The 24,055-nt window shown below is 69.0% G+C and carries 24 protein-coding genes and 1 pseudogene; 8 read left to right on the forward strand and 17 right to left on the reverse strand.

Going from position 1 to position 24,055, the window contains the following annotated elements:
- Window positions 1-24 precede the first annotated feature (24 nt).
- Window positions 25-1,689 carry an olefin beta-lactone synthetase gene (oleC, locus tag LU699_RS09155; protein ID WP_232136660.1) on the forward strand — a complete coding sequence of 555 codons (1,665 nt, stop codon included), beginning with the start codon at window positions 25-27 and terminating at the stop codon, window positions 1,687-1,689.
- A complete protein-coding gene (locus tag LU699_RS09160; RefSeq protein ID WP_232136661.1) occupies window positions 1,679-3,262 on the forward strand; it encodes a winged helix-turn-helix transcriptional regulator in 1,584 nt (527 codons plus the stop codon). The genes oleC and LU699_RS09160 overlap by 11 nt, the downstream gene beginning before the upstream one ends.
- Here LU699_RS09160 and LU699_RS09165 read toward each other — a convergent pair.
- Window positions 3,246-4,352, reverse strand: coding sequence for a serine hydrolase domain-containing protein (locus LU699_RS09165; protein WP_232136662.1), 1,107 nt, complete (start codon window positions 4,350-4,352; stop codon window positions 3,246-3,248). The genes LU699_RS09160 and LU699_RS09165 overlap by 17 nt on opposite strands.
- A 182-nt stretch (window positions 4,353-4,534) precedes the next feature.
- Between LU699_RS09165 and oleD the strand changes: the two genes are divergently transcribed.
- From oleD to ubiB, 4 genes are all read left to right on the forward strand, one after another.
- Entirely contained in the window at window positions 4,535-5,530 is a 996-nt protein-coding gene (oleD, locus tag LU699_RS09170; RefSeq protein WP_232136664.1) for a 2-alkyl-3-oxoalkanoate reductase, read from the forward strand.
- Window positions 5,531-5,602: 72 nt separating this feature from the next.
- Entirely contained in the window at window positions 5,603-5,761 is a 159-nt protein-coding gene (locus LU699_RS09175) for a DUF1328 domain-containing protein (RefSeq protein WP_082387634.1), read from the forward strand.
- A gap of 138 nt (window positions 5,762-5,899) precedes the next feature.
- On the forward strand, window positions 5,900-6,544 hold the full coding sequence (locus LU699_RS09180; RefSeq protein WP_232136666.1) for a ubiquinone biosynthesis accessory factor UbiJ: 645 nt from the start codon (window positions 5,900-5,902) through the stop codon (window positions 6,542-6,544).
- Entirely contained in the window at window positions 6,541-8,229 is a 1,689-nt protein-coding gene (gene ubiB, locus LU699_RS09185) for a ubiquinone biosynthesis regulatory protein kinase UbiB (RefSeq protein WP_232136668.1), read from the forward strand. Before LU699_RS09180 ends, ubiB begins: the two co-directional genes overlap by 4 nt.
- Before the next feature lie 178 nt (window positions 8,230-8,407).
- On the opposite strand, the gene LU699_RS09190 is transcribed toward ubiB, so the two are convergent.
- The 3 genes from LU699_RS09190 to LU699_RS09200 all read right to left on the reverse strand — a co-directional run bounded on the left by LU699_RS09190 (window position 8,408) and on the right by LU699_RS09200 (window position 10,648).
- Window positions 8,408-9,688, reverse strand: a complete 1,281-nt coding sequence (locus LU699_RS09190) for an RNA polymerase sigma factor (RefSeq protein ID WP_232136669.1) — start codon at window positions 9,686-9,688, stop codon at window positions 8,408-8,410.
- Between the two features lie 104 nt (window positions 9,689-9,792).
- A complete protein-coding gene (locus LU699_RS09195) occupies window positions 9,793-10,200 on the reverse strand; it encodes a VOC family protein (protein ID WP_232136670.1) in 408 nt (135 codons plus the stop codon).
- A gap of 34 nt (window positions 10,201-10,234) precedes the next feature.
- Window positions 10,235-10,648, reverse strand: coding sequence for a VOC family protein (locus tag LU699_RS09200; RefSeq protein ID WP_232136671.1), 414 nt, complete (start codon window positions 10,646-10,648; stop codon window positions 10,235-10,237).
- Window positions 10,649-10,811: 163 nt separating this feature from the next.
- Here LU699_RS09200 and LU699_RS09205 point away from each other — a divergent pair, with 163 nt between their 5' ends.
- Entirely contained in the window at window positions 10,812-11,636 is an 825-nt protein-coding gene (locus LU699_RS09205) for an META and DUF4377 domain-containing protein (RefSeq protein ID WP_232136672.1), read from the forward strand.
- Window positions 11,637-11,901: 265 nt separating this feature from the next.
- On the opposite strand, the gene LU699_RS09210 is transcribed toward LU699_RS09205, so the two are convergent.
- The 13 genes and pseudogenes from LU699_RS09210 to LU699_RS09270 all read right to left on the reverse strand — a co-directional run bounded on the left by LU699_RS09210 (window position 11,902) and on the right by LU699_RS09270 (window position 22,404).
- The gene (locus tag LU699_RS09210) at window positions 11,902-12,519 is read right to left on the reverse strand and encodes a YbhB/YbcL family Raf kinase inhibitor-like protein (protein WP_232136673.1); all 618 of its coding nucleotides are present in this window, start codon (window positions 12,517-12,519) and stop codon (window positions 11,902-11,904) included.
- Between the two features lie 21 nt (window positions 12,520-12,540).
- Window positions 12,541-14,613, reverse strand: coding sequence for a tetratricopeptide repeat protein (locus LU699_RS09215; protein ID WP_232136674.1), 2,073 nt, complete (start codon window positions 14,611-14,613; stop codon window positions 12,541-12,543).
- Between the two features lie 413 nt (window positions 14,614-15,026).
- A pseudogene (locus tag LU699_RS09220) lies at window positions 15,027-16,010 on the reverse strand (YheT family hydrolase); the annotation flags it as partial.
- Between the two features lie 53 nt (window positions 16,011-16,063).
- Complete coding sequence (locus LU699_RS09225; protein ID WP_232136675.1) at window positions 16,064-16,867, reverse strand: lysophospholipid acyltransferase family protein; 804 nt, start codon at window positions 16,865-16,867, stop codon at window positions 16,064-16,066.
- Window positions 16,868-16,955: 88 nt separating this feature from the next.
- Window positions 16,956-17,372, reverse strand: a complete 417-nt coding sequence (locus LU699_RS09230) for a hotdog fold thioesterase (protein WP_232136676.1) — start codon at window positions 17,370-17,372, stop codon at window positions 16,956-16,958.
- A 132-nt stretch (window positions 17,373-17,504) separates the two neighbouring features.
- Window positions 17,505-17,678, reverse strand: a complete 174-nt coding sequence (locus LU699_RS09235) for a hypothetical protein (RefSeq protein WP_232136678.1) — start codon at window positions 17,676-17,678, stop codon at window positions 17,505-17,507.
- Between the two features lie 55 nt (window positions 17,679-17,733).
- On the reverse strand, window positions 17,734-17,898 hold the full coding sequence (locus LU699_RS09240; RefSeq protein WP_232136680.1) for a hypothetical protein: 165 nt from the start codon (window positions 17,896-17,898) through the stop codon (window positions 17,734-17,736).
- Window positions 17,899-17,929: 31 nt separating this feature from the next.
- Window positions 17,930-18,094 carry a hypothetical protein gene (locus LU699_RS09245; RefSeq protein WP_232136682.1) on the reverse strand — a complete coding sequence of 55 codons (165 nt, stop codon included), beginning with the start codon at window positions 18,092-18,094 and terminating at the stop codon, window positions 17,930-17,932.
- A 39-nt stretch (window positions 18,095-18,133) separates the two neighbouring features.
- Window positions 18,134-18,280: a hypothetical protein gene (locus LU699_RS09250; protein WP_232136684.1), complete on the reverse strand. Its 147-nt coding sequence runs from the start codon at window positions 18,278-18,280 to the stop codon at window positions 18,134-18,136.
- Window positions 18,281-18,637: 357 nt separating this feature from the next.
- On the reverse strand, window positions 18,638-20,584 hold the full coding sequence (locus LU699_RS09255; protein ID WP_232136686.1) for a phospholipase D family protein: 1,947 nt from the start codon (window positions 20,582-20,584) through the stop codon (window positions 18,638-18,640).
- The gene (locus LU699_RS09260; protein ID WP_232136688.1) at window positions 20,584-21,180 is read right to left on the reverse strand and encodes a YceI family protein; all 597 of its coding nucleotides are present in this window, start codon (window positions 21,178-21,180) and stop codon (window positions 20,584-20,586) included. Before LU699_RS09260 ends, LU699_RS09255 begins: the two co-directional genes overlap by 1 nt.
- 38 nt (window positions 21,181-21,218) lie before the next feature.
- Window positions 21,219-21,695, reverse strand: a complete 477-nt coding sequence (locus LU699_RS09265; protein ID WP_232136689.1) for a SixA phosphatase family protein — start codon at window positions 21,693-21,695, stop codon at window positions 21,219-21,221.
- A 76-nt stretch (window positions 21,696-21,771) separates the two neighbouring features.
- Window positions 21,772-22,404 (reverse strand): ParA family protein, encoded by a 633-nt coding sequence (locus LU699_RS09270; RefSeq protein WP_232136691.1) that lies wholly within the window; start codon window positions 22,402-22,404, stop codon window positions 21,772-21,774.
- Window positions 22,405-22,518: 114 nt separating this feature from the next.
- Between LU699_RS09270 and LU699_RS09275 the strand changes: the two genes are divergently transcribed.
- A complete protein-coding gene (locus LU699_RS09275) occupies window positions 22,519-24,003 on the forward strand; it encodes an AAA family ATPase (protein ID WP_232136692.1) in 1,485 nt (494 codons plus the stop codon).
- Window positions 24,004-24,055 lie beyond the last annotated feature (52 nt).

A 24,055-nucleotide genomic window follows, 5' to 3' on the forward strand; every position in this document is an offset into this window, starting at 1 on the left:
GCGGCTGCCGGTATCCTCTTGGCGATGGATGTCGACACTTCTGCCCAGGCCGCCACGGTCAACATCGCCGCCGCGTTGCCGCGGCTGGCGAACGCTGCACCCGATCGCATCGCGATGCGCTGCCCCGGCCCCGATGGTCGCTACGCAGACGCGCATGCATTGACCTACGGCGCGCTCGATACGCGCAGCGATGCGATCGCCGCCGGACTCGCCGCGCGCGGCATCGTCCGCGGCACGCGCACGGTGCTGATGGTGCGGCCGACGCCCGAGTTCTTCCTGCTGATGTTCGCCCTGTTCAAGGCCGGCGCGGTGCCGGTGCTGGTGGATCCGGGCATCGACAAGCGCGCGCTGAAGCAGTGCCTGGACGAAGCCGGCGCAGACGCTTTCATCGGCATTCCGCTTGCCCAGTTCGCACGGGCGCTGCTGGGCTGGGCGAAGTCGGCGCGCACGCGCATCACCACCGGGCGCTGGGCGCTGCTCAGCGATGCGACGCTGGCGGATGTGGAACGCGCGGGCGCAGGCGCAGGCCCGCAACTCGCTGCGACTGCCGGCGACGACGTGGCAGCGATCCTGTTCACCAGCGGCTCGACGGGCGTGCCCAAAGGCGTGGTCTACCGCCATCGCCATTTCGCCGCGCAGATCGACATGCTGCGCGACGCGTTCGGCATCGGCGCCGGTGGGATCGACCTGCCGACGTTCCCGCCGTTCGCGCTGTTCGATCCCGCGCTCGGGCTGACCTCGATCATTCCGGACATGGATCCGACCCGGCCGGCCAAGGCCGATCCGCGCAAGCTGCATGCGGCGATCGAACGCTTCGGCGTCGACCAGCTGTTCGGATCCCCCGCATTGATGGGTGTGCTCGCGAAGTACGGCAAGCCGCTGCCGACATTGCGCCGCGTCACCTCGGCCGGTGCGCCGGTGCCGCCGGAGACCGTCGCGAAAATCCTCGAACTGCTGCCGGACGACGCGCGTTTCTGGACGCCGTACGGCGCCACCGAATGCCTGCCCGTCGCCGTCGTCGAAGGTCGCGAACTGCTGGCGCTGCGCACGCGCACCGAACACGGCGCCGGCACCTGCGTCGGCCGACCGGTGCCGCCGAACGAGGTGCGCATCATTCGCGTGGATGACGACGCGATTCCCACGTGGTCGGACGCGCTGTGCGTGCCCGGCGCGCAGGTCGGCGAGATCACCGTCGCCGGACCCAGCACCACCGACACGTATTTCAACCGCGACGCGCAGACGCGACTGGCGAAGATCACCGAGACGCTGCCCGACGGCAGCACGCGCATCGTCCATCGCATGGGCGACCTCGGTTACTTCGATGCCGAAGGCCGGCTGTGGTTCTGCGGTCGCAAGGGCCATCGCGTCGTCACCGGCAGCGGCACGCTGTGCACCGAACAGGTCGAACCGGTGTTCAACGTGCACCCCGAAGTGAAGCGCACGGCGCTGGTCGGTGTCGGCCCGAAGGGGGCGCAGACGCCGGTGCTGTGCGTGGAGCTGGAAGCCGGCGTCGCCAAGACGGAACACGCGCGCATCGCCGACGATTTGCGCCACATCGGCGAAGGCTTCGTCCACACCGGGCGCATCGAGCGCGTGCTGTTCCACCCCGGCTTCCCGGTCGACATCCGCCACAACGCCAAGATCGGCCGCGAGACGCTGGCCGCGTGGGCGGCGACGCGTGTCGGCTGACGCCGCGCCTGCCCAATACCGGCTCGACGATCTGCGCATCGATGTCGCGCGGCAACGCGTGGTCCGCGACGACGGCCAGGTGCTGGAGGTGTCCGGCCTCAGCTTCCGGCTGCTGCTCGTGCTGCTGGGGCAGGGCACGCGTGTGGTCGGCTTCGACGAACTGATCGAACGCGTGTGGGCGCCCGCGCACGTGGGCGAGGAAACCGTCACCCAGCGCGTGCGCCTGCTGCGCCAGGCCTTGGGCGACGACGGCCGGCAGCCGCGCTACCTGCGGTCGGTACGCGGGCGGGGCTATCAGCTGTGCAGCGAACCGCGGATCGAAGAGCCGGCGACGCCGACGGCCGTTGAGCTCGAACGGCGACCGCATGCACTGCCCATCGCCGTGCTGCTGATGCTGACGCTGTCGACGCTCGGCGCGCTGCTCTGGTGGTCGTGGCCGCGATCGGAAACGCCGGTCGTCTCGCCTTTGCTGGAACGCGCGGCGTACTACGCCGCCATCGGCCAGCCCGCGAACAACGAACGCGCGATCGCGTTGTACCGGCAACGCCTCCAGGAAGCACCGGACGACAGCACCGCGCAGCTCGGCCTGAGCCGCGCCTACAGCGCACGCCTGTGTCTCTACAGCGGCAATGCCGAGGATGCGACGCAGGCACTGGCGCTGGCCGAAGCGGTGATCGCGCGACAGCCGGAATTCTCCGCTGCGCATGCCGCGCTCGCGTATGCACACGATTGCCGCGGCGAAGTCATCGCGGCGCTGGCCGGCTACACGCGCGCCGTGCAGCTGGATCCCACTGCCGACGGCAGCCGCGCATCGGCGGCGTATCTGCAGGCACGACAGGGCCACATCGCCGAAGCGCTGGCCGCGAACCTGGACGTGCGCGCACCGGAGACCGTGCGCTTCCTGCAACTGCAGATCGCGTCCAACCTCGACCTGCTTGGCTATACCGCCGCGGCCGAGGCGCGTTATCGGCGCAGCTTCCAGTTGTATCCGGACAACGTGTTCTCCAACCTCGCCTGGCCCACATTCCTCTACGAACACGGGCGTCTCGACGAGGCGCAGACCGCGTTGACCCAGGCGATGTCGCGCGGCACCGAGCACGCCGGCCTGCATCTGCTGGCCGCGGAACTCGCTCTGTTGCGCGGCGAACACATCGCGGCCCGTGAGGCTGTGCAGCAGGCGCGTGCGCTCAAACCGCAGGCCAGCCTGCCGGAAACGATGGCATGGATCACCGGTGTCGAGCCGCCGCCCGATGCCGCCGCGCTGCGCGCACGCGCCGCCACATTGCGCGCCGGACTGGCCAGCGGCACCGATCCCTTCGACGGCATCGACGCCGCTTTGCTGCAGTCGCAGGCCGGCGACACATCCGCAGCGCTCGATGCACTTGATGCCGCGATCACCGCCGGCTTCCGCAATGCCGGCTATCTGCGTGTCTCGCCGCTGTTCGCGGATCTGCGCACCGCGCCGGCTTTCGATGCCGCACTGCGTCGCATCGACACGGCGCTCGCGGCCGAGCGTGCTGCGGTGCAGGCGTCCGGTCGGCTGCCCGACGATGCGGTCACGGCATCGCGCTGAGCACATAGTCGGAAAACAGCTTCTGCGACTCTGCATGCATGCCGCGCTGGTTGTAGCGGGTGCGGGTGATGACCACGACCAGCTGCGATTCCGGCACCACGAACACGTAGTTGCCGCCGTTGCCGGACATCGCCCAGGCGTGCACCTGCCGGGCGCCCGCCTTGAACGGAAAACGCCACATCTGGTAGCCGTAATCGGCATCGAACGGCGTCTGCGCATGCACCTGCGTCATCGCGCGCACCCAGTCGGCCGACACGACCTGGCGGTCCTGCCAGCGACCGCCATCGACGATCAGCTGTCCGAGCTTCGCAAGATCGCGGCTGCGGTATTCCGTGCCGCCGCCGCCCATGCCGGTGCCGTCGGCTGACCGGTGCCAGTGCGCGACCTCGATGCCCAGCGGGCGCTCGAGCACGTCGGCAGCGAAGCGCTCCAGCGACAGGCCGCTCGCGCGCTCGACGATCGCACCGAGCAGGAACGCATTCGCCGTGCAGTAGGCGAAGGCGCGTCCATGCGGGCTGTCGGCCGGCCGCGTGGTCCAGGCGGGATAGCCGCGCTGCGGCAGATCGAGCGCGAACTGGATCCAGTCGGCGCTGACGTACATCCGCTCTTCGTGGCCGGACGAGAATTCGTTGTTGTCGTCGCACTCCCACTGCGCGCTCATCGTCAGCAGGTCTTCGACCGTCGTGGCGGTCTTGAACGCGCCCGGGTGGGCCGGCATGCGATCGGGAAAGAAGCCGAGCACCGGGGCATCGACGCCGGCGATCATCCCGCGGTCGACGGCCGCGCCGACCAGCAGCGCGGTCACGCTTTTGGTCAGCGAGCGGGTGTTGTGAAGCGTGTCGCGATCGGCCCCGTTGAAATAGGCCTCGTGGATCAGCGCGCCGCGATGGACGACCAGCACGCTGGTGGTATCGGGCGCTTCGCCGCCGGCGACGGCGGCATCCAGCGCGGCGAGACGGTCGGTCTTCCAGCCGCGTGCGGCGGCGTCGGCGATCGGCCAGTCGGTGACGGGCGAGGGTGAAGCGGCGGCGACGTGCGCTGCGGACAGGGCAAGCAGCGCGGACAGGGCGAGGCGGGACAAGGACTGCATGGACGGACTCCGGTCGAGGGAGCCGCACTGCATCCCACCTGCGGATGAAGTACCTGACAAGCGAATGAAGAATTCTGAAGTGCAGGCGGATCAGCCACTTGCAGCCGTCGATAGCGCCGGCGCGTCGCCAATCCCGGCCCGCGTCGCTATCGTGTGCGGCCCTGCAGCGTGTGGAGTCGGCAATGCGGATCCTGGTCACCGGTGGCGGCGGTTTCCTCGGCCAGGCCCTGTGCCGCTGCCTCGTCGAACGCGGGCATGAGGTCACCAGCTTCAATCGCGGGCACTACCCCGAGCTCGATGCGATCGGTGTGCGCCAGGTCCGTGGCGATCTCGCCGATGCGGACGCCGTGCGCGCTGCCGCGCAGGGCATGGACGCGATCTTCCACAACGCGGCCAAGGCCGGCGCCTGGGGCAGCTATGAGAGTTATCACCAGGCCAATGTCGTCGGCACGCAGAACGTGCTCGATGCCTGCCGCGCGCACGGCATCGGCCGGCTGGTCTACACGTCGACGCCGAGCGTGACCCATCGTGCGACGCATCCGGTCGAAGGCGGCACCGCCGACACCGTGCCTTACGGCGAGGACTTCAAGGCGCCGTATGCGACGACCAAGAAGATCGCCGAGCAGGCCGTGCTCGCGGCGAACGGGCCGGACCTCGCGACGGTGGCACTTCGGCCGCGACTGATCTGGGGACCGGGGGACCAGCAACTGCTGCCGCGTCTGGTGGAGCGCGCACGGGCCGGGCGGCTGCGTTTCGTCGGGAACGGCGAGAACCGCATCGACACGACCTACATCGACAACGCCGCGCAGGCGCACTTCGATGCCTTCGACCATCTGGCGCCCGGCACGGCGTGCGCGGGTCGCGCGTACTTCATCAGCAACGGCGAGCCGACGACCGTGCGCGAGATCGTCAACGCGCTGCTGGCAGCGGCCGGCGCGCCGCAGGTCACCAATACGCTGCCCTTCGGCGCGGCGTATGCGATCGGTGCGATCTGCGAATCGGTGTGGCCGCTGCTGCGTCTCAAGGGCGAGCCACCGATGACACGCTTCCTCGCCGAGCAGTTGAGCACGACGCACTGGTACGACATGGCGCCGGCGACGCGCGACTTCGGCTACGTCCCGCGGGTCACCCTTCACGAAGGACTCACCCGGCTGAAAGATTCGTGGACAGGTACCTGACCGTCACCTGATCGCGACTCCGCCGAGCATAGGGTGACCCCCGAACCGCTCACGGGAATCAGGAGACCACCCATGCTTCGTTATGCAGTCATTTTTCTTGTCGTCGCCATCATTGCCGGTGTTCTCGGCTTCAGTGGTGTCGCCGGCGCCGCCACCAACATCGCCTGGATCCTGTTCGTTGTGTTCCTGATCCTGGCCGTGATCTCGATGCTGCGTGGCCGCGGACCGTAACGTCCCAGCCCGATACGTGATTCGAAACGCCCGCCTTCCGGCGGGCGTTTTCTTTTGGGGGCGCGCCGACCTTCGCACGCGCCAACGTCCCTCGCGCATTGCGCGTAGCGCCACGGAATGGACCGCTACAATGCGGCTATGGCCGGATTCCTTCCTTCTCCTTTTGCGGCGCTCAAGCCGATCGCCGGACGCGCGCTGGAAACGGCGCTCAACCAGGCGCTCGCACTCGATGCCGACACGCGCACCGCGCTCGCCGGACTCGACGGGCAACGTATCGCGCTGACCCTCGCTTCGCCTCCGATCGCGCTGGAACTGCGCGTCGACGGTGAGCGTCTTCGCGTCGGTCCGGTCGACGACGCCGTCGAGCCCGATCTCGCCGTACGCACCACGATCGCCGGCGTGCTGTCGCAGCTGCCGTTCCTGCGCCGCGACGACGCGCCGCCGATCGGCAAGGTCCGCGTATCGGGCGATGCCGAACTCGCGCGCCGGCTGCAGAAGCTCGCCGGGCGTTTCGATCCGGATTGGCAGAAGCCGTTCGTCGCCGTGTTCGGCGAGGTGATCGGCGTGCAGGTCGCCAACGCGTTCGCCAGTGCGCTGCAGCAGGCGCAGGGCCTGGGCCGTACGTTGACCGAAAGCGCGGTGGAGTACGTGACCGAAGAATCGCGCGACGTGCTCGGCCGCGACGAACTCGAAGCGTTCAACGACGACGTCGACGTGTTGCGCGACGACGTCGAGCGACTCGCGGCGCGCGTCTCGCGCCTGTCGCGCGGGCCGGCTGCATGAAGGGTCTGCTGCGCGCCTCGCGTATCGGCCGCGTGCTGCTGCGCTACCGTCTCGACGACCTGCTCAACGACACGCCGGCCGAGCGCTGGCTCAAGCTCGCGCGTCCGTTCGTGCCGCGCGCCTCGGCCGACATCGCCGCGCAGTCGCGCGGTGCGCGCCTGCGTCTGGCGCTGCAGGAACTCGGGCCGATCTTCGTCAAGTTCGGGCAGATCCTGTCGACCCGCCGCGATCTGGTGCCGCCGGACATCGTCGACGATCTCGCGCTGCTGCAGGACCGCGTGCTGCCCTTCGACGGCGCGCAGGCGCAGGCGATCATCGAGCGCGAACTCGGCATGCCGATCGCGCAGGCCTACGAGGCTTTCGACACCGTGCCGCTGGCGTCGGCATCGATCGCCCAGGTGCACGCGGCGACGCTGCCCGCCGACGATCGCAATCCGCGTCGCGAGGTCGTGGTCAAGGTGCTGCGGCCGACGATCGAAAAGCAGATTGCCGCCGACATCGCGCTGCTGAAGAACCTCGCCGCGCTGGTCGACCGCACGCATCCCAATGCCGACAAGATCCGCCCGCGCGAAGTCGTGGCCGAGATCGAGAACACGCTGGCCGCAGAACTCGATCTGCAACGCGAAGGCGCGAACGCCTCGGTGCTGCGGCGGTTCTGGGCAGACTCGCCCGATCTGTATGTGCCGGCGCCGGTGTGGGAGCGCACGACGCAGCGTGTGCTCACGCTCGAACGCGTCTACGGCATTCCCAGCGACGACATCGCCGCGTTGGATGCCGCCGGCATCGACCGCAAGGCGCTCGCGGCCAAGGGCGTGCGCGTGTTCTACACGCAGGTGTTCCGCGACAACTTCTTCCACGCCGACGCGCACGCCGGCAACATCTGGGTCGATCCGGACCGCAAGACCAATCCGCGTTTCATCGCGCTGGATTTCGGGATCATGGGCCAGCTCTCGCGCGAGGATCAGTACTACCTCGCCGAGAATTTCATGGCGATTTTCCGCCAGGATTACCGGCGCATCGCCGAACTGCACATCCAGGCTGGCTGGATGCCGGGGCACATCCGCATCGACGAACTCGAAGCCGCGGTGCGCTCGGTCTGCGAGCCGTACTTCACCCGGCCGCTGTCGGAAATCTCGCTCGGCGAAGTGCTCGGCAAACTGTTCCGCACCGCGCAGCGCTACCAGCTCACCCTGCAGCCGCAGTTGATCCTGCTGCAGAAGACGCTGTTGAGCATCGAGGGCATCGGTCGTCTGCTCGACCCGAAGCTCGACATCTGGGCGGTCGCGCGGCCGGTGCTGGAACGCATCCTCGTCGAGCGCTACAGCCCGCAGCGTCTGGGCCGCGAATTCCGCGACCGCCTGCCGGAACTGATCACCCAGGCGCCCGATATGCCGCGCCTGCTGCACGGCTGGCTCAAGCAGCAGGTCGAAGGCCGCCACGAACTGCGCATGCGTTCCGATGATCTCGCGGCGTTGACCCAGACGATGCAGGGCATGCAGAAACGCATGGTCGCCGCGATCCTCGGCGTCGGCCTGCTGATCGTCGCTGCGGTGCTGTACGCGCTGGAAGCGGGCGGCCCGAGTTTCGTCGGCCTGCCGGTGGCGACCTGGGTCGCCGGTGTCGGCGGGCTGTGGGCGCTGCTGGCGGCCTGGCCGCGGCGCTCACCGGTGTATCTGCGGGATTGAGCGCACTGAAGCCCTCCCTCGTTTTACGGGGGAGGGTTGGGTGGGGGCAATCCACCAGCGCTGGCGACGCTCACTCGAGCACTGGATCGAGAGATGCCTCGATAATTTCCATGCATGCGGAGAGTTCGCCCCCTCCCAACCCTCCCCCGCACGCGGGGGAGGACTCAAGAGCAGCGCATCAGTCTTTGTGTCGTGCCAGACACTCAGCCGCACGCGCACCGAGCCAGTCCCGCTCGCGCGGATTACGCGCCAGCGAGGCCGCATGTTCGAACGCACTCGCCGCATCCGCATGCCGCCCGAGCTTCGCCAGCAGATCGCCGCGTACGCCCGGCAGGAGGTGGTAATCGGCCAGCGTGGCGTCGTCGGCCAATGCATCGACCAGTGGCAATGCCGCCGCGGGGCCGGCGGCCATGCCGATCGCGACCGCGCGGTTGAGTGCGACAACCGGCGAGCCCGTCAGCGCAAGCAGTTGGCCGTACAGCGCGGCGATGCGCGCCCAGTCGGTGTCCTCCGAGGTGGGCGCGAACGCGTGGCAGGCGGCGATCGCGGCCTGCAGTTCGTAGCCGCCGGGCGGCGCGGTGGCGCGCGCGGTCTGCGCCTGCGCCAATGCAGCGAGCCCTGCGTCGATCAAGCCGTGATTCCAGCGCGTGCGGTCCTGGTCGGGCAACAGCACCGGATGACCGTCGACATCTGTACGCGCATCGAGCCGCGACGCCAGCAACGCCATCAGTGCGACCAGCGCATGCACCTCGGCTTCTCGCGGCATCAGCGCCGCCAGCACCCGCACCAGCCGCAGCGCTTCGGCACACAGGTCGGGGCGCGCCCAGTCGTCGCCGCTGCTGGCAGCGTGGCCTTCGTTGAACACCAGATACAGCACGTGCAGCACCGCCGACAGTCGCGGCGGCAGGTCCGTGCGCTGCGGCACTTCGAACGGCGTGCCCGCATTCGCGATGGCTTTCTTGGCGCGCACGATGCGCTGGGCGATCGTCGCTTCGGGCACCAGAAACGCGCGTGCGATCTCGTCGGTGGTCAGGCCGCCGATCAGGCGCAGCGTCAGCGCGACCTGCGATTCAACGGTCAGCGCCGGATGGCAGGCGACGAACATCAGCCGCAGCACGTCGTCACCGATCACGTCGTCGAGCGCGTCCTGCGCGCGCGCATCGGATTCGCGCTGCGCCTGCTCGATCTCGCGTGCGAGTTCGGCGTGGTGCGCGTCGAGCCGCCGGCTGCGACGCAGCCGGTCGATGCCGCGGTTACGCGCGGTGGTCATCAGCCACGCGCCGGGGTTGTCGGGCAGGCCGTCCTGCGGCCAGCGTTCGAGCGCGGCGACCAGCGCGTCCTGCGCCAGTTCCTCGGCGAGATCGAGATCGCGCACCACCCGCATCAGGCCACCGATGATCTTCGGCACTTCCTCGCGCCAGAGGGTTTCGATCGTGCGGTGCAGGGTGGCCGTGTCCATGGGCGGCGATGACAGCACCCCGCGCGCGGCCGGGCAAGCCGCACTGCGGCGCACGGTACGCCGGGCATGGACGATGGTCGGCGGCGGCGTGCACGTCCGCGCGCTCATTCCGTCGGGAACGCGGCCATGTCCATGTGCATCACCTCCCACAGATGGCCATCGGGATCGGCGAAGCCGTGCTGGTACATGAAGCCGTAATCGACCGGTTCGGCGGTGACCGTGCCACCTGCGGCACGCGCCTTGGCGACGATCGCATCGACCGCGGCGCGATCGGGTTGCGACAGCGCGATGATCGCGCCGACATGGCCCGGCGGTGGCAGCGGCAACTTCGTGAAGCTCTGGAAGAACGGCTTGACCAGCAGCATGACGAAGCTGTCGTCGCCGATGATCATCGCGGTCGCGTTCTCGTCGGTGAACTGCGGATTGAACTGGAAGCCGAGCGCGGTGAAGAAACGCACGCTTCGATCGAGGTCTTCGACCGGGAGATTCACGTAGATCTGGGGACGGGTCATGGCGGTGTTCCTGTGATGTGGACGAGGTGGAGATTCAGCAGCCCTGTTTGGAGCGCATCACCATCCAGCCGGTGCCGAACCGGTCGACGACCATGCCGAAGCGGTGTGCGAAGAAAGTCTCGGCCATCGGCGCACGGACCTCGCCGCCGTCCGACAGCGCGGCGAAGATACGCTCGGCGTCCGCGTCGCTGTCCACGCCCAGATTGACGAACGTGTGCGGCGCGGCCGGCAGCGGCGTGCCCGGCGGCACGTCGGAGGCCATCAGGAACTGGTCACCGATCGCGAGGCCCGCATGCATGATCCGCTCGGGCGCGGTGGCGTCACTGCCGGGGCAGGGTGGAGCATCGCCATAGGGCATCAGCGTCGCCTCGCCGCCGAGCAGTGCGGCGTAGGCCTTGAAGGCTTCGGCGCAGGTGCCGTCGAAGTACAGATAGGGATCGATACGCATAGGAGTGTCCTCGAGAGGCCGCCGGCTGGCGGTGTCGTTGGAACGACGCACCGGCGCACCGGAAATCGACATCGCTGCACGCACGCGATGCACGTCGCGCACACGGGGCGTTCCGGACCCGCCCGTTAAGCTGCCCGACCCGTTCCGCACCGAGGAGACGCCGATGCGCCGCCCCCTGATGTTGCTGTTGCCGCTCGCCCTGGCCGCCTGTGGCGGGTCCACGCCGCCGGAAGGCGCTGCCGCGGCCCCCACCCAGGCCGCTGCCGACGCGATTCCCGACGCCGCGCCCGCCGATCACGCGAAGACGCTCGAGGCGTATCACTGGCGGTTGATCGACGCGACGAGCAGCGGTGGCGCGCGCATCGACGCCCTGCTCGATGGCGACGGCGAAGCCCTGCAGCTGGACTTCGCCGACAGCGGTCTGAGCGTGTCGAACGCCTGCAACCGCATGGGCGCGAACGTCGCACTCGACGACGACCGCCTGACCGTCGACCAGGTGATCTCGACGATGATGGCCTGCGCCGATGCGCACCTGACCGCGCGCGAGCGCGAGATCGGCCAGCGCCTGCCCGGCACGCATCGCATCGCGCTGACCGGCGGCGAGCCGCCGCGGCTCACGCTGCAGCTCGAGAATGGCGACGTGCTCGTGTTCGAGGGCGTGCCCACGCCGGCCACCCGCTACGGCGGCGAGGGCGAGACGGTTTTCCTGGAGATCGCGCCCGAGCGCGTCGCTTGCAGCCACCCGCTGATTCCCGAACAGCGGTGCCTGCAGACGCGCGAAGTGCAGTACGACGACGAAGGCGTGCGCTCGCCGGGCGATGCCGAATGGACGCCGCTGTATCAGGACATCGAGGGCTTCACCTTCGAGGACGGCGTGCGCAACGTCGTGCGCGTGCAGCGTTTCGACGTGGCCGATCCGCCGGCCGATGCGCCGTCGCAGGCGTACGTGCTGGATATGGTGGTGGAGTCGGAGAGCGTGGGTCGCTGAGGCGACGTAAGGCGGCCGCGTTCGACCGTGTTTCAGGCGGCAGCCTCTCCCCTCGCGGGGTGGGCACCTCTCCCTCTGGGAGAGGTCGACGCGCAGAGCGCGTCGGGTGAGGGGCGGAGCTCTACAGGAAGACGCTCGAAAAAAGCACCCGCATCCGCCCTCCGGGCACCTTCTACCCCGGCGGGCACGTAGCCCCAAAGGGGGAAGGGAAAAGCGCGAATCGGCGCAAGCTCCGAGCTGACAGCGATCCGCGACATACGCCTTGTCAGACCGCTGCAGCCTCCGGATGCAGCGCATAGCTGCCCCAGGTCGTGGTCTCGGCCAGCACATGGCCCTGCACCACGCGCAGCACGTCGTTGGCGGTGAAGCGCTCGGGCACGTCGAGCGTGGCGACATCGAGTGCGAACAGGCGGAAGAAATAGCGGTGCGTGCGCAGGTCGTTCGGCGGCGGATACGGGCCGTCGTAGCCGAACCAGTCACCGGCCAGATCCGGATCGCCGGCGAACCAGCCGGTGTAGTCGTTGAGTCCCTGGCGCGCGCCGTCGGGCCCCGGCGGATTGCGCTTGCCACCCTTGGTCACGCCGTCGCTGGCGCTGCCCTCGGCGATCGTGCGCAGATCGGCCGGCAGATCGACCACCGCCCAGTGCACGAAGGTGCCGCGCGGATGTTCGACCGGAATCTCGACGCCGTCCTTGCCAGCGAGTGACGGGTCGGTCGGCGCGTCGGGATCGAGGCACAGCAGCGCGAACGAACGCGTGCCCGTGGGCACATCGTCCCAGGCCAGATGCGGGTTGCGGTTGTCGCCGAAGCCGTCGGGCGCGCCGACGGCGAACGTCGCCGCGATCGGCTGGCCCTGCTCGAAACTGTCGCTCTGGAGTCGCATGGTGTCTCCGCTGGAAAAGGATCAGTCCTGACGGTAGCCCAGGCGCACTGCAACCGGCGTCAGCGCGGCGAACGGGCCCGCCAGTGCCTCGCGGTAGGCGAGCCAGCGCCCGGCCGGAATGCGGTCGGGGCCCAGCAGTTCACGCGGCGGCGTCGGGAACGCGGGCACGCCGAGTGCTTCGGCGAAGCGCGCGGCCAGACGTTCGAGATCCTCGCCAGGCGCATCGGTGCGCACGACGGTGTGCGGGAACAGGTCCTGCTCGATCACATCGGCAATCTGCGACAGATGCGCGGCCAGCCATTGCGCGGCGCTGTCGACATCGGTGATGCGCAAGGCCATCGGCGCGCCGTACGCGAACCACTCCAGCAGCATGTCGCGCGGATCGCGCAGCGCGAACAGCAGACGCGCCTGTGGCAACTGCGGACGCAGCGCGAGCAGCCAGGCGTTGTCCCAGAACGGAATCCAGTCGATGACCGCGCCGTTGGCGCCGATGCCACGCGCGGGCAGCTGCGACAGCCAGCCGGCGGCGACCTGTTCGGCGGTGAACACGCCCTCCGCCAGGCGCGCCGGCACGTTGGTGTCCTGAAACGGATCCTGGACCGCGGTCGAGAACCGGTCGGCGCGGAATTCGGGCAGCGCGCGCTGCAGCACGTTCGCGATACGGTCGACCTGCGCGCCCGGCGCGCCGTAGAGGAAGACCGCGGGTGCACGTGCGCCCTCGACGGTCGCCAGCTCGGGCCAGCTCGCCGGCGCGGCAGTGGGCGCGGGGGGCAGACCGACCTGCGCCGTTTCCTCGACATTGAGATCGAGCCACGTCGCGATCGCGTCGGCCGGACGATCCGCCGCGTCCTGGGCCGTGCCGATCCAGCGGCGCAGCATCAGGCGCGCCTGTGGACTGGCGGCCGGCAGCAGGCCTTCGACGAAGGTGACGGCCGCGCCGGGATCGCGGTCCAGCAGGCGGTTGAACAGCAGCTGGTTGGCGTTGCCATGGCCGGGCTGCAGCGTGGTGATCCTGCGCGCGGTCGCTTCGGATGCCTCGTGCGCGCCGGTGCCCGATTCCAGTGCGAGCTGCGCCTGCAGCGCCGGCAGATGATCGGGACGCGCCGCGTTCCAGCGCGCGATGATCGCGGTCGCCGCTTCGCTGCCGAACCCTTCCATCGCCAGACGCGCGACCCACAGGTGATCCAGCTCCGGGGATTTTTCGAGCGCGCCGTCGAGCGTGGCCTGCGTCTCCTCGGTGTTGCCGGTCGCTTCCCACAACAGCAGCAGGCCGTTGGTCGCGCGGTGCGAATCGGGATGCGCGGCGAACGCGGCCTGCAGCAACGGCTTGGCGCGATCGAAGCGCTTCGCCTGCAGCTCGAGCTCGCCGGCGAAGGCCTGCAGCGACGGCGTCGCGTGCGCGGGATCCGCCAGCAGCACGGCGAGCTCGTCGGCTGCTTCGGCCGGACGCCCCTGCTGCAGCACGATCTGCGCGAGCAGGCCGCGCAGCTGCACCTGACCGGTCTTTTCGATCAGGCGGCGGAACGATTGCTCGGCGAACGCGAAGTGACCCTTGGCGAGATACGCGAAACCGAGCGCACTGATCACCTGCAGATCGTCCGGCGCGCCCTTCGATGCCGCCGACAGCAGCGTCAGCGCGCGATCGTGGTCATTGCGGCGCGAGGCCAGCACGCCTTCGAGCATCAGCGTCCACGGATGCTCGGGTGCGACGCGCGCAGCGAGTTTGGTCTGGCGCTCGGCTTCGTCGAGATCGTTGCGGCCGATCGCCATCTGCGCCTGCACGACGTAAGCGCCGAACTGGTTGGGATCGAGCGCGACGGTCTGCGCCAGCGCGGCCTGCGCGCCGCCGAGGTCGCGCGTGTCGAGCAGCATGCCGGCGCGCAGGAAATGCAGTTCCGCGTCGTCGGGCATCTGCGCGATCGCGGTGTCGATCGTCGACAGCGCGCTCTCGCGCTCACCGGTCGCACGAAACGCGAGCGCGGCGGCGCTCAGCGTATCGGTGTCCTTGTGTCCCTCGGCCAGCGCCTGGCGGGCGAGCGTGGCGGCTTCGGCATTCGCGCCGCGGCGCAGGGCTTGGTAGATCTGTTGCGACATGCTGGATATCCCGGCGCGAAGCCGACCGAAGGCGAGGCCGGGCATTGTAGCGGTCGGGGTGGGGCGGGTTCGAAGCGTGGATCACAGGTGCCGAACACGGCGACGCGCGAGCAACCGCTGATGCGCACGGACACCGCACCCCGTCGCCCCAGCGCAGGCTGGGGCCCATCTTGATCTTCGTTCCAGGACTGGCCGGGACGACGCAACGGCGCCGTGCGCCCGACGGAGACGAAAAGACGACGCGCCGGAAGCCGAGTGCTCTGGATGAAGCGGCGTGATCACGACCCGCAAAGCGCGTAGCCCGCTCAACCGATACGCACGATTCAACCGCTCTGCGTACCCGCACCCGCACCTGCATGCACCGCCGTCGCCAGCCGCGTGCGCTCCACCGCGGTCCGCGCCGCATCGGCATGCGCATCCAGACGCGCGGCGACCCAGCGTTCGGCAAATCCGTCCAGATGCCGGTCGAGCAGAAAGCCGCAGTGTCCGCCCCAGCGGCTGATCTCCAGCCGCGCATGCGCCGGCAGCGCAAGTGCGTGGAACGCGTCCAGCGGGATCACCGGATCATCCGCCGCCATCAGGATGTCGACCGGCACCTGCAGCGACGACAGCCGGTCACCGGCCACCGAGTAACCGTCGAAGTAGTCGTCGAGCGTGCCGAATTCGGTATGCGTGCGCACCAGCCAGTCGGTGAGGTCGCGCAGGCCCAGGCTCAGCGTGGCGTCGTCGACGTCGAGATGGTCGGGAAACAGATCGCGCTTGCGCCGCAGCGAAGCGCGCCAGGTGCGCTCGAAGTGGCGCAGATACAGCTGATGGTGGCCCACCTCCATCTGCAGCATCGTGCGCGCCGGGTCGATGACCGGGCAGACCGCGGCGATGCCGGCCAGTTGCAGACCGGCCGCCGGTGCACGTAGCGCGAGCCGCAGCGCGAAATTGCCGCCCAGCGAGTAGCCCGCCGCGAGCATCGGGCGGGGATCGAAACGCGCGGCGATGTCGACCGCTGCATGCACCACTTCATCGATGCGGTTGGAGTGGAAGATCGCTTCGTTGAGGTGGTGACTGTCGCCGTGGTCGCGGAAATTCAGCCGGAACACCGCGTAGCCGAGATCCAGCATCTGCGCCGCGGTCTGGCGCATGTAGCTCGATTCGCTGCTGCCTTCCCAGCCGTGCAGCAGCAGCACGAGGCCGCGCGGCGCGCGGCCGGGCACCACGCTGTGCAGGCCGTGCAGGCGGATGCCTTCGCCGCCGTCGACCAGATGTTCGGTGGTCACCGCGCCGGTCGCGGCGAGTGCCTGCGCGCCGCGGCGCCGCCGCCACTGGCTGCTGCCGAGTGCCGTCTGCAGATGCGGATTGCGCAGCCAGAACGGCGGCGTGTACTCGCTGCCGACCACGCGCATGCCCTCCGCGGCGAGGCCGCCCGCATCCGTCTCCGGTGACGGACGCAGGAGATTCAATCGCGTGCGTCCAGCGCTGTGACGATGCGTTCGCGCGACACTTCGGCCAAATGCCGGCGGCCTTCCGCGTTGGCCGGCAGGATCGGTTCGAGGAACGCGACCTCGGCATCGCGCGAAGGCTCACCGAGCAGGCGGATGAAATTGGCGAAGAAGGATTCGCGCGGGCCGAAGGCGACGATGCTCTGCGCCGAACCGTGGCGCCCGTAGCGCAGCGCCACCGGCTGCACCACGACATCGGTCTCCACCGCGGCGAGGAAGATGCGCGCATGGAACGGGCCGACCGCATCACCTCCGCGCGTACGCCCTTCCGGGAACACCGCGACCGGACGTCCATCGCGCAGCCGCGCCACCATCTCTTCGAGTACGCCGCCCAGCGATTCGGTGCTGCCGCGCTGGTGGAAGATCGTCTCGCCGCGCGCGGCCAGCCAACCGACCACCGGCCAGCCGGCGATTTCGCGTTTGGCGACGAAGCCGACCATGCGCTGGCTGTGCAGCGCGACGATGTCGACCCAGCTCACGTGATTGGCGACGAACAGCACCGCGCCCGGCAACGGCGTGCCGCTGCGATGCATGCGGAACCCGAACACCCACATCAGCCCGCCCTGCCACCAGCGGATCATGCGGTGGTCGACGCGTTCGCCACTGCGCAGCCGGCGCCGGCCGATCGGCGGCAGCATCGACAGCAGCAGGATCGGCAGATGGATGCACAGGTGCCACAGCAGGACCGGCACGCGCACGCAGTAACGCAACACGCGCGCCGGCGTGTCGCCGGCGTCGGCGCGAACGGAAGAAGAACTCATCGGTGCACGATACCCAAACACGGACCTTCGCGGCGTGGAACGCGTGCAAGCTCCGTGCGGCAAGCGCAGCAGGATCGTGGATGCCGGCTCACGGTTTCGGCACCACCGCGAGCGTCAGCCGCGAGATGCACACCAGCTTGCCGGCCGCATCTTCGACGCGGATCTCCCACACCTGGGTGCTGCGTCCGACATGCAGCGAGCGCGCGGTGCCGGTCACGATGCCGGCGCGCACGCCGCGCAGATGGTTGGCGTTGATCTCGATGCCGACGACGCCGTGGCCGTCGGGCGCGGACAGACCGCCTGCGCTGCTGCCGAGGGTTTCGGCCAGCAATGCGGAAGCGCCGCCATGCAGAAGTCCGAACGGCTGATGGGTGCGGCTGTCGACGGGCATCGTCGCGCGCAGGAAATCCGGGCCGATTTCGGTGAAGACGATGCCCAGCGCGGCAATCGCCGTATTGGCGGACATCGCGTTGAGCTGGTCGAGCGAAGTGTCGCTGCGGAACATGCGGGGAAGGCTCCGGGGGAAACCCGGCAGCTTAGGCCGTTGTGGGCCGCCGCGCAGCGCGACCGGCGGAATGGCGCGTCGCGATGGCGCGCGTACCGGTCGCGGATGATCGATGCAGATGGCCCGCGCGGATCAGATGATGTGGAAGCGCGTCGGCATGGCGCTGTCGCGGACTTCGACACGGAACGGGCTGTCGGCGTGGCTGCGCGCGGCGCGGACCTGGGCATGGAAGCGTGCAGGCTGGGCGACGCAGGCCGGGACCGGAACGAATGTATCGGCGGAACGGATGGCGTGGATGCGGAACATGGCGGAACTCCTGAGGATCGGGGGAACGCTTCAGGCGCCGGAGCTGATCAAAGGATCAGGCGATGCGGAAGCGCGAAGGACTGGTGTTGGTGACGTAGCTGCGCGGAGCGCCGTAGCTGCTGCTGGTGCCGTAGCCGGTACCGGGCTCGCGGGCGGGGCGGGGCGCAACGGCCGGAACGAGGTGCGCGGCGGCATCGACGATGGCGTGCATGCGGGACATGGCGGATCTCCTGGATGGGCGGGACGTTGAATCAGGCGACGCGGAAGCGGGACGGGACCGACGCGGCGGCGTAGCTGCGGGGCGTGCCGTAACCGCTGCTGCGGCCGTAGCCGAGGCCGAACAGACGGGCCTGGCGCAGGGCGACGGGCGGGGCGAGGTGGGCGGCGGCGTTGACGATGGCGTGCATGCGGGACATGGCGGGATTCCTGAAGAGATGCGTGGTAGGCGGGATGGATCAGGCGACGCGGAAGCGGGCGGGGGCCGGCGCGCTGCTGTAGCTGCGCGGGGCGCCGTAGCTGCTGCTGCGGCCGTAGCCGAGGCCGAACGGGCGGACGAGAGCGGCGTTGGCATTAGGGGCGGCGGGAGTGGTCTGGGTCTGCATGGCGGGGTCCTCGGGGTCGTTGTGCTTCGGTGTGTTGGTAGACTACAACACCACTGTTCGATAACACCACGTGCAAGAAGTCATATCCCGCGAATTCATCGAATCTGTTAATCATGCGTTCATGTAAATGGCGCTCCAGCGGCCTTTCGTTGCAACCAGGACGGCTGGGCATCGCGAAACGTGACCGTGGCGAACGCCGTCCGCGCAGGCGCGCGGCCGTGTCCAGCCAGTCAACGGCGATTGAGATGAAACGTCGAAGCCGCATCGGATCGAGGCGGCATGCAGTGCGTCGGGCGGGTCGAGCGCAGCGGAACTCCCGTCTCCCACGCCGGGTGGGCAGTGCGAGCCGAGCCGGCCTCAGAGAATCGGCACGAGCCCTGCGCCGAACGCGGTGAAGATCCGCGTCAGCAGGCTACGGAAGCCGAGACTCACCTCCGGGAAGTCGCCGACCGCGACGTAGCACTCGCGGAAGCCCGGGGCATCCGGCGGCAACGGCGCCGGGCAGTCGGGCCCGGGCTGGAACTCGAAACTGGTCGCATAGCGCGTCGGCCACAGATCGAAGATCGGCAAGCGCTCGGAGACCTTGGCCATCGAATAGTCGACGCCCGAGAACACCGGCGGCGGATCGCGCCGCGCAATGGTCCAGGAATTCTCCGGCGACATGTCGCGGCGGATGCTCGCGGCCAGCCGCTGCGCGAAGCGCGCATCGTCGATGACCACGGCGCTCTCGGTATTGAGGTTGTCGCCGCGCGGATCGAAGTTGTGCGTGCCGACTACGCCGATGCGTTCGTCGACCACCAGCGATTTCGCGTGCAGCCCCATACGCAGGCCGGTGCGGTTCAAGGGCACGCGCCGGTTTACGCCGATGCCGGCGTAGCGCAGCGCGGAATACTCGCGTGTCAGCGGCGCGGCGCTCGCGGGACGCGCGGCGATCACTTCCTCACGTGTCGTCGCCGCGCCTTCGGTGCCGCTCTCGTCGAGGTTGACGCTGCCGTCGGCGTTCCACGAAATGCCGACCGCACCGGTGACCTCGAGATCGATCGGCGCGTCTTCCGGAAACGGTTTGTACTCGTAGATCTGGAAGCCGAAATCGCGCAGGTGCCGGCGCTTGTACTTGTAGGACAGCGCGTAGGTGATGAACGAGTCGGTCGCCGCGAGGCTGTTGGTCGACACCACGACCTGCGGCGCGTCGGTTTGCGCGTGCAGATCGAAGAACATCTGCTCGGCCGGTTTCGACAGCACCAGATACGGCGTCTGCAGCAGCACTTCGTCCTGCGCCGATTCGATGAGCTCGCGCAGGCGCGGCGTCGACGCACTCGCGGCCTTGGCCGCCTCGCGGTTGCGTCGGTGCTTGGCCGGCAGGTCGCCGATGAACTCGACCGGCCCGACCCGCAATGCGGCATCGACCAGACGCTGACGCACCAATGCAGCATCGCCGGCGTCTTCGACGATCGCAGCCACGCGCTGCGGGCGCTGGTAATCCTGGAACGACACCGGCGGCACGCCGCTGCGCAGCAGATGCCGGCCCACGTCGCCCAGCTGCTCGACGGGCGTGCTCAGCGGCGCGTGCCAGAACACGACGAAGTTCTCCTCCATCGCCTCGACCACGGGCCCCGCGATCAGCACATCGCGATCGCGGAAGTTGAAGCTGTCGCTCCAGTCGAAGTAATCGTCCTGGTAGTTGCGGCCGCCGGTGATGCCGACCACGCCGTCGATCAGCAAGGACTTGCTGTGCATGCGCTGGTTGAGCCGGCGCCAGCAGCAGGCCGCGGCGAGTGCGTACTGCGGATAACTGATGCGCGCCCGCCCGAGCACCGGGTTGTAGATGCGCATCTCGAAGTTGGTGTGCGCACCGGCGAGTGCCGACAGCGTTTCCACCGTGCGCAATGCCGACAGTTGGTCGACCAGCAGCCGCACCTGCACGCCGCGACGCGCGGCCGATAGTAGTTCCTCGAGCACGAGATGGCCGGCGTCGTCCTCGTCGAAGATGTAGGTCTGCACGTCGATCGTGCGCTGCGCGCCGCGGATCAGATCCAGCCGCGCCAGCAGCGCGTCCTGTCCGTATTCCAGCAGCAGCGCGTAGTGTTGCGGCGCTGCCGGCGTGCTGCGCGCCACGGCCTGCGTGCCGAGGTCGCGCAATGGCGACGGCGCTGCGCAGGCATCGGCGCGATCGCACAGCACTTCGGTCGAACGCGCCTCGACGGCGATATGCGCGGCGGCGTCGCGTTTGGCCGGCGACAGCGAGGTGCAGGCCGCGGTCGCCAGCGTCAAGGCCAGCAGCAGGGCGCGGGTGACGGCATGCATCAGCGGGATTCCAGTGCGCGGATCCGCAGCGTGAAACGCACCTGGTCGGCCAGCGCGTAGCCCCAGCGGTCCATTGCGTACTGGCTGCGGCGCACGTCGCCTTCGCCGATCACATCGCAGTCGAGGCCCGGGCGCGCGCACTGCGACGGCGTGATCCGGAAGGTCTCCCGTCGCTGCACGCCGCGGATACTGAGGATGCCGGTCATCTCGCCGCCGTCGCGTGCCAGCGTGGACGGGAAGGGGTCGGACACGAAGCGCACCTCGGGATAGCGCGCGACGTCGAACACGCCCGGCCCGCGGGTGATCCGGGTATAGGCGCGGCTGTCGATGATCTCGACGCTCTCGGCATCCAGGATGAGTCGCACCTGGTGGCGGCCATCGGCGAGCACGGTTATGTCACCGCGCCAGTCGTCGAAGCGGCCTTCGAGCTGCTGACCCCAGCGGGTCTTGAGGCTGAAGCCGATTTCCGAACGCTTGAGATCCATGGCTAGCGTCTGGCCGGGCATGTCGGCCGATGCGAACGCAGGCGCGACGCAGGCCGCCGATAGGCACAGACCTGCCAGCGTACGCAGCACGGAGCCGGCGGCGTGGGCCATGGGCGAAGCAGCGTTGAGCGAAGCGGGCGCCGGTGCGCCTACGGCCACCAGAACGCCGACAGTTCGGCGACGGCGGGTTCGACCGCGGCGCCCGTCGGCAGCGTCAGCACCGCGATGCCTCCCGGCGGCATGCCGCGGTATTCGCCGGTCTGGCCGCTGTGCAGCAATGCGGCGAGGCGTTCCAGACCGGGGTTGTGGCCGACCAGCAACAGGCGGCCGGTGTCGCGATGCTCGTCGAGCAGTGTCGCCAGCGTGCCGGGTGTGGCTTCGTAGATCGATTGTTCGAGGCGCTGGTCGACGTAACCGATCGCGCCGAGTACCGCCTCCAGCGTTTCGCGGGTTCGACGCGACGGCGAACACAGCACGCAGTCGGGCACCAGTTGCTTCTCGCGCAGCCAGCGACCCGCTGCCTCTGCTTCGGCCAGACCTTCGGCCGACAGCGGCCGGTCGATATCGGTTTGCCCCGGCAGGGCGGGATCGGCGTGTGCGTGGCGGAGCAGGATCAATTCGCGCATGGGCGGTCGGCGGCCTCGTTTTGTGACTTCATGACGGGCGGAGCGTTCGGATGCGGTGAACGCGTCGGCGGACAGCCTACTTCCGGACCCACTTCAGCAGTGGCGCCCAGTCGTCCTGATGGTCGCGCACCTGCGCCGAATGGTAGTCGAACAGGCTCTTGCCCAGCCCGACCAGCATCACGTAGGCCTGGCTGTCGCGCAGTTGCGCGACCACCGGATACGGCCACTGCGCCAGCAGGGCGAGCGCCTGTTGTGAGGCATTGGTGTGCGGACGCAGGCGATTGGCGACCAGGCCCACGCGGGTCTGGCCGCGACGGATGCGCGGATGCTTGGCCAGCGTGTTGAGGAAGCCGACGGTCGCATCGATGTCGAGCGCCGACGGCAACACCGGCACGACGATCGCATCGGCGATCTCCAGATAGGCATCGAGATCGTCGGCCATCGCGCCCGCGGGCGCGTCGACGACCAGCCGGGTCGCGCCGTCGGGGATCGAGGCCAGTACCTTCTTGTGGCGCGCGCTGCCGTCGACCGGCAGCACGGCTGCCTCCAGTCCGGCGCGGCGTTCGGCCCAGCGCGTGGACGACTGCTGCGGATCGGCATCGACCAGCACCGTCGACTCGCCCGACAGCGCGGCGTGCGCGGCGAGATGGGTGGCGATCGTGGTCTTGCCCACGCCACCCTTGGAACTGGCCACCAGTACCGTCTTCATCGAAGTCTCCGGGTCGGTTCGCATCGAGCGTACACCGCCCGTGCGACGCCCGCGACCGCATGCGCGCGCCACCCGTTTAACATCGGCGTTCCAAACCGCGAGCGCGCCGCGCCCATGAGTGAACTGCAGGACCTGGCCGCGCTGATCCGGGCCAACACGCCGTTGATCGTCGTCGAAACGCCCGACGAACCGCGCGCGGTCGAGCTGTTCCGGCAGTCGCTGGTGCAGGTCTGGCGCGCGCTGTACCGCTGGACGATCACCGAAGGCCTGCGCCGCGTGGATCTCGATGGCGAGTCGGAGACCGACACCGCCGCCGATGCCAGCAACACGCTCGCCGCGATCCGCGACGCCGACCAGCGCGGCATCTACCTGCTGCTCGATTTCCATCCCTACCTCGGCTACGCCGGCACCCAGCGTCAGCTGCGCGATCTGGTGCAGCGCCGTCATTGCCTGCCGCACGTGATCGTGCTGGTCGGCCACAAGGTCGAACTGCCGGCGGATCTCGAAACCATGGCCGTGCGCTTCCGCCCGCGCCTGCCCGATGCCGACGCGCTGCTGAAACTGGTGCGCGAGGAAGCCGCGGCCTACCAGCAGGAGCATGGTGGACGGCGAGTCGAAGCGGACGCCGATGCGGTGCGCCAGATCGTCCGCAACCTGCAGGGCCTGTCGCTCGGCGACGCGCGACGGATCACCCGGCAATTGATCCATGCCGACGGCGCGCTCGCACACGACGACCTGCCGGCGCTGGCCAAGCTCAAGTTCGAATTGCTCAACAAGAGCGGGCATCTGCATTACGAGTACGACACCGCCGGCTTTGCCGATGTCGCCGGTGCGCGTCGGCTCAAGCGCTGGGTCGAACAACGACGTCGCGTGTTCGTCGAAGGCGACGCGCCGCCCGGTCTCGATCCGCCCAAGGGCGTGCTGCTGCTCGGCGTGCAAGGCTGCGGCAAGTCGCTGCTGGCCAAGGCCATTGCCGGCGGTTTCGGTGTGCCGCTGGTGCGGCTGGATTTCGGCACGCTCTACGACAAGTACCACGGCGAGACCGAGCGCAATCTGCGCGAAGCGATTGCCTCGACCGAACAGCTCGCGCCCTGCGTACTGTGGATCGACGAGATCGAAAAAGGCCTGGCCTCGAGCGGCGACAGCGACGGCGGCGTGTCGCGTCGCGTACTCGGTTTCCTGTTGACGTGGATGGCGGAGCGCAAGTCGAAGGTGTTTCTGGTCGCGACCGCCAACCAGGTCCACGACCTGCCGCCGGAACTGCTGCGCAAGGGCCGCTTCGACGAGACCTTCTTCGTCGACCTGCCGACCGCCGATGTACGCGCCGAGGTGTTCGCCGTGCATCTGGTGCGGCGCGGCTTCGACGTCGCCGAGTTCGATCTGCCACTGCTCGCGATCGAAGCCGAAGGCTTCTCCGGCGCCGAGATCGAACAGGCCATCGTCGCAGCGCTCTACGCCGCACACGCCGCCGGCGCCCCCCTGTCGCAGCCGATGGTCGTCGAATCCCTGCGCGACACGCGCCCGCTGTCGGTGATGATGCGCGAACAGGTCGACACCCTGCGCAGCTGGGCGCGCGAGCGGACGGTGCCGGCGGATTGAATCGCGGCGCGAACTGGATGTCCCGATGGGCAGGAGGCCGGATGAAAACTCG

It is taken from the genome of Luteimonas fraxinea, from assembly GCF_021233355.1.
GTDB lineage: Bacteria > Pseudomonadota > Gammaproteobacteria > Xanthomonadales > Xanthomonadaceae > Luteimonas > Luteimonas fraxinea.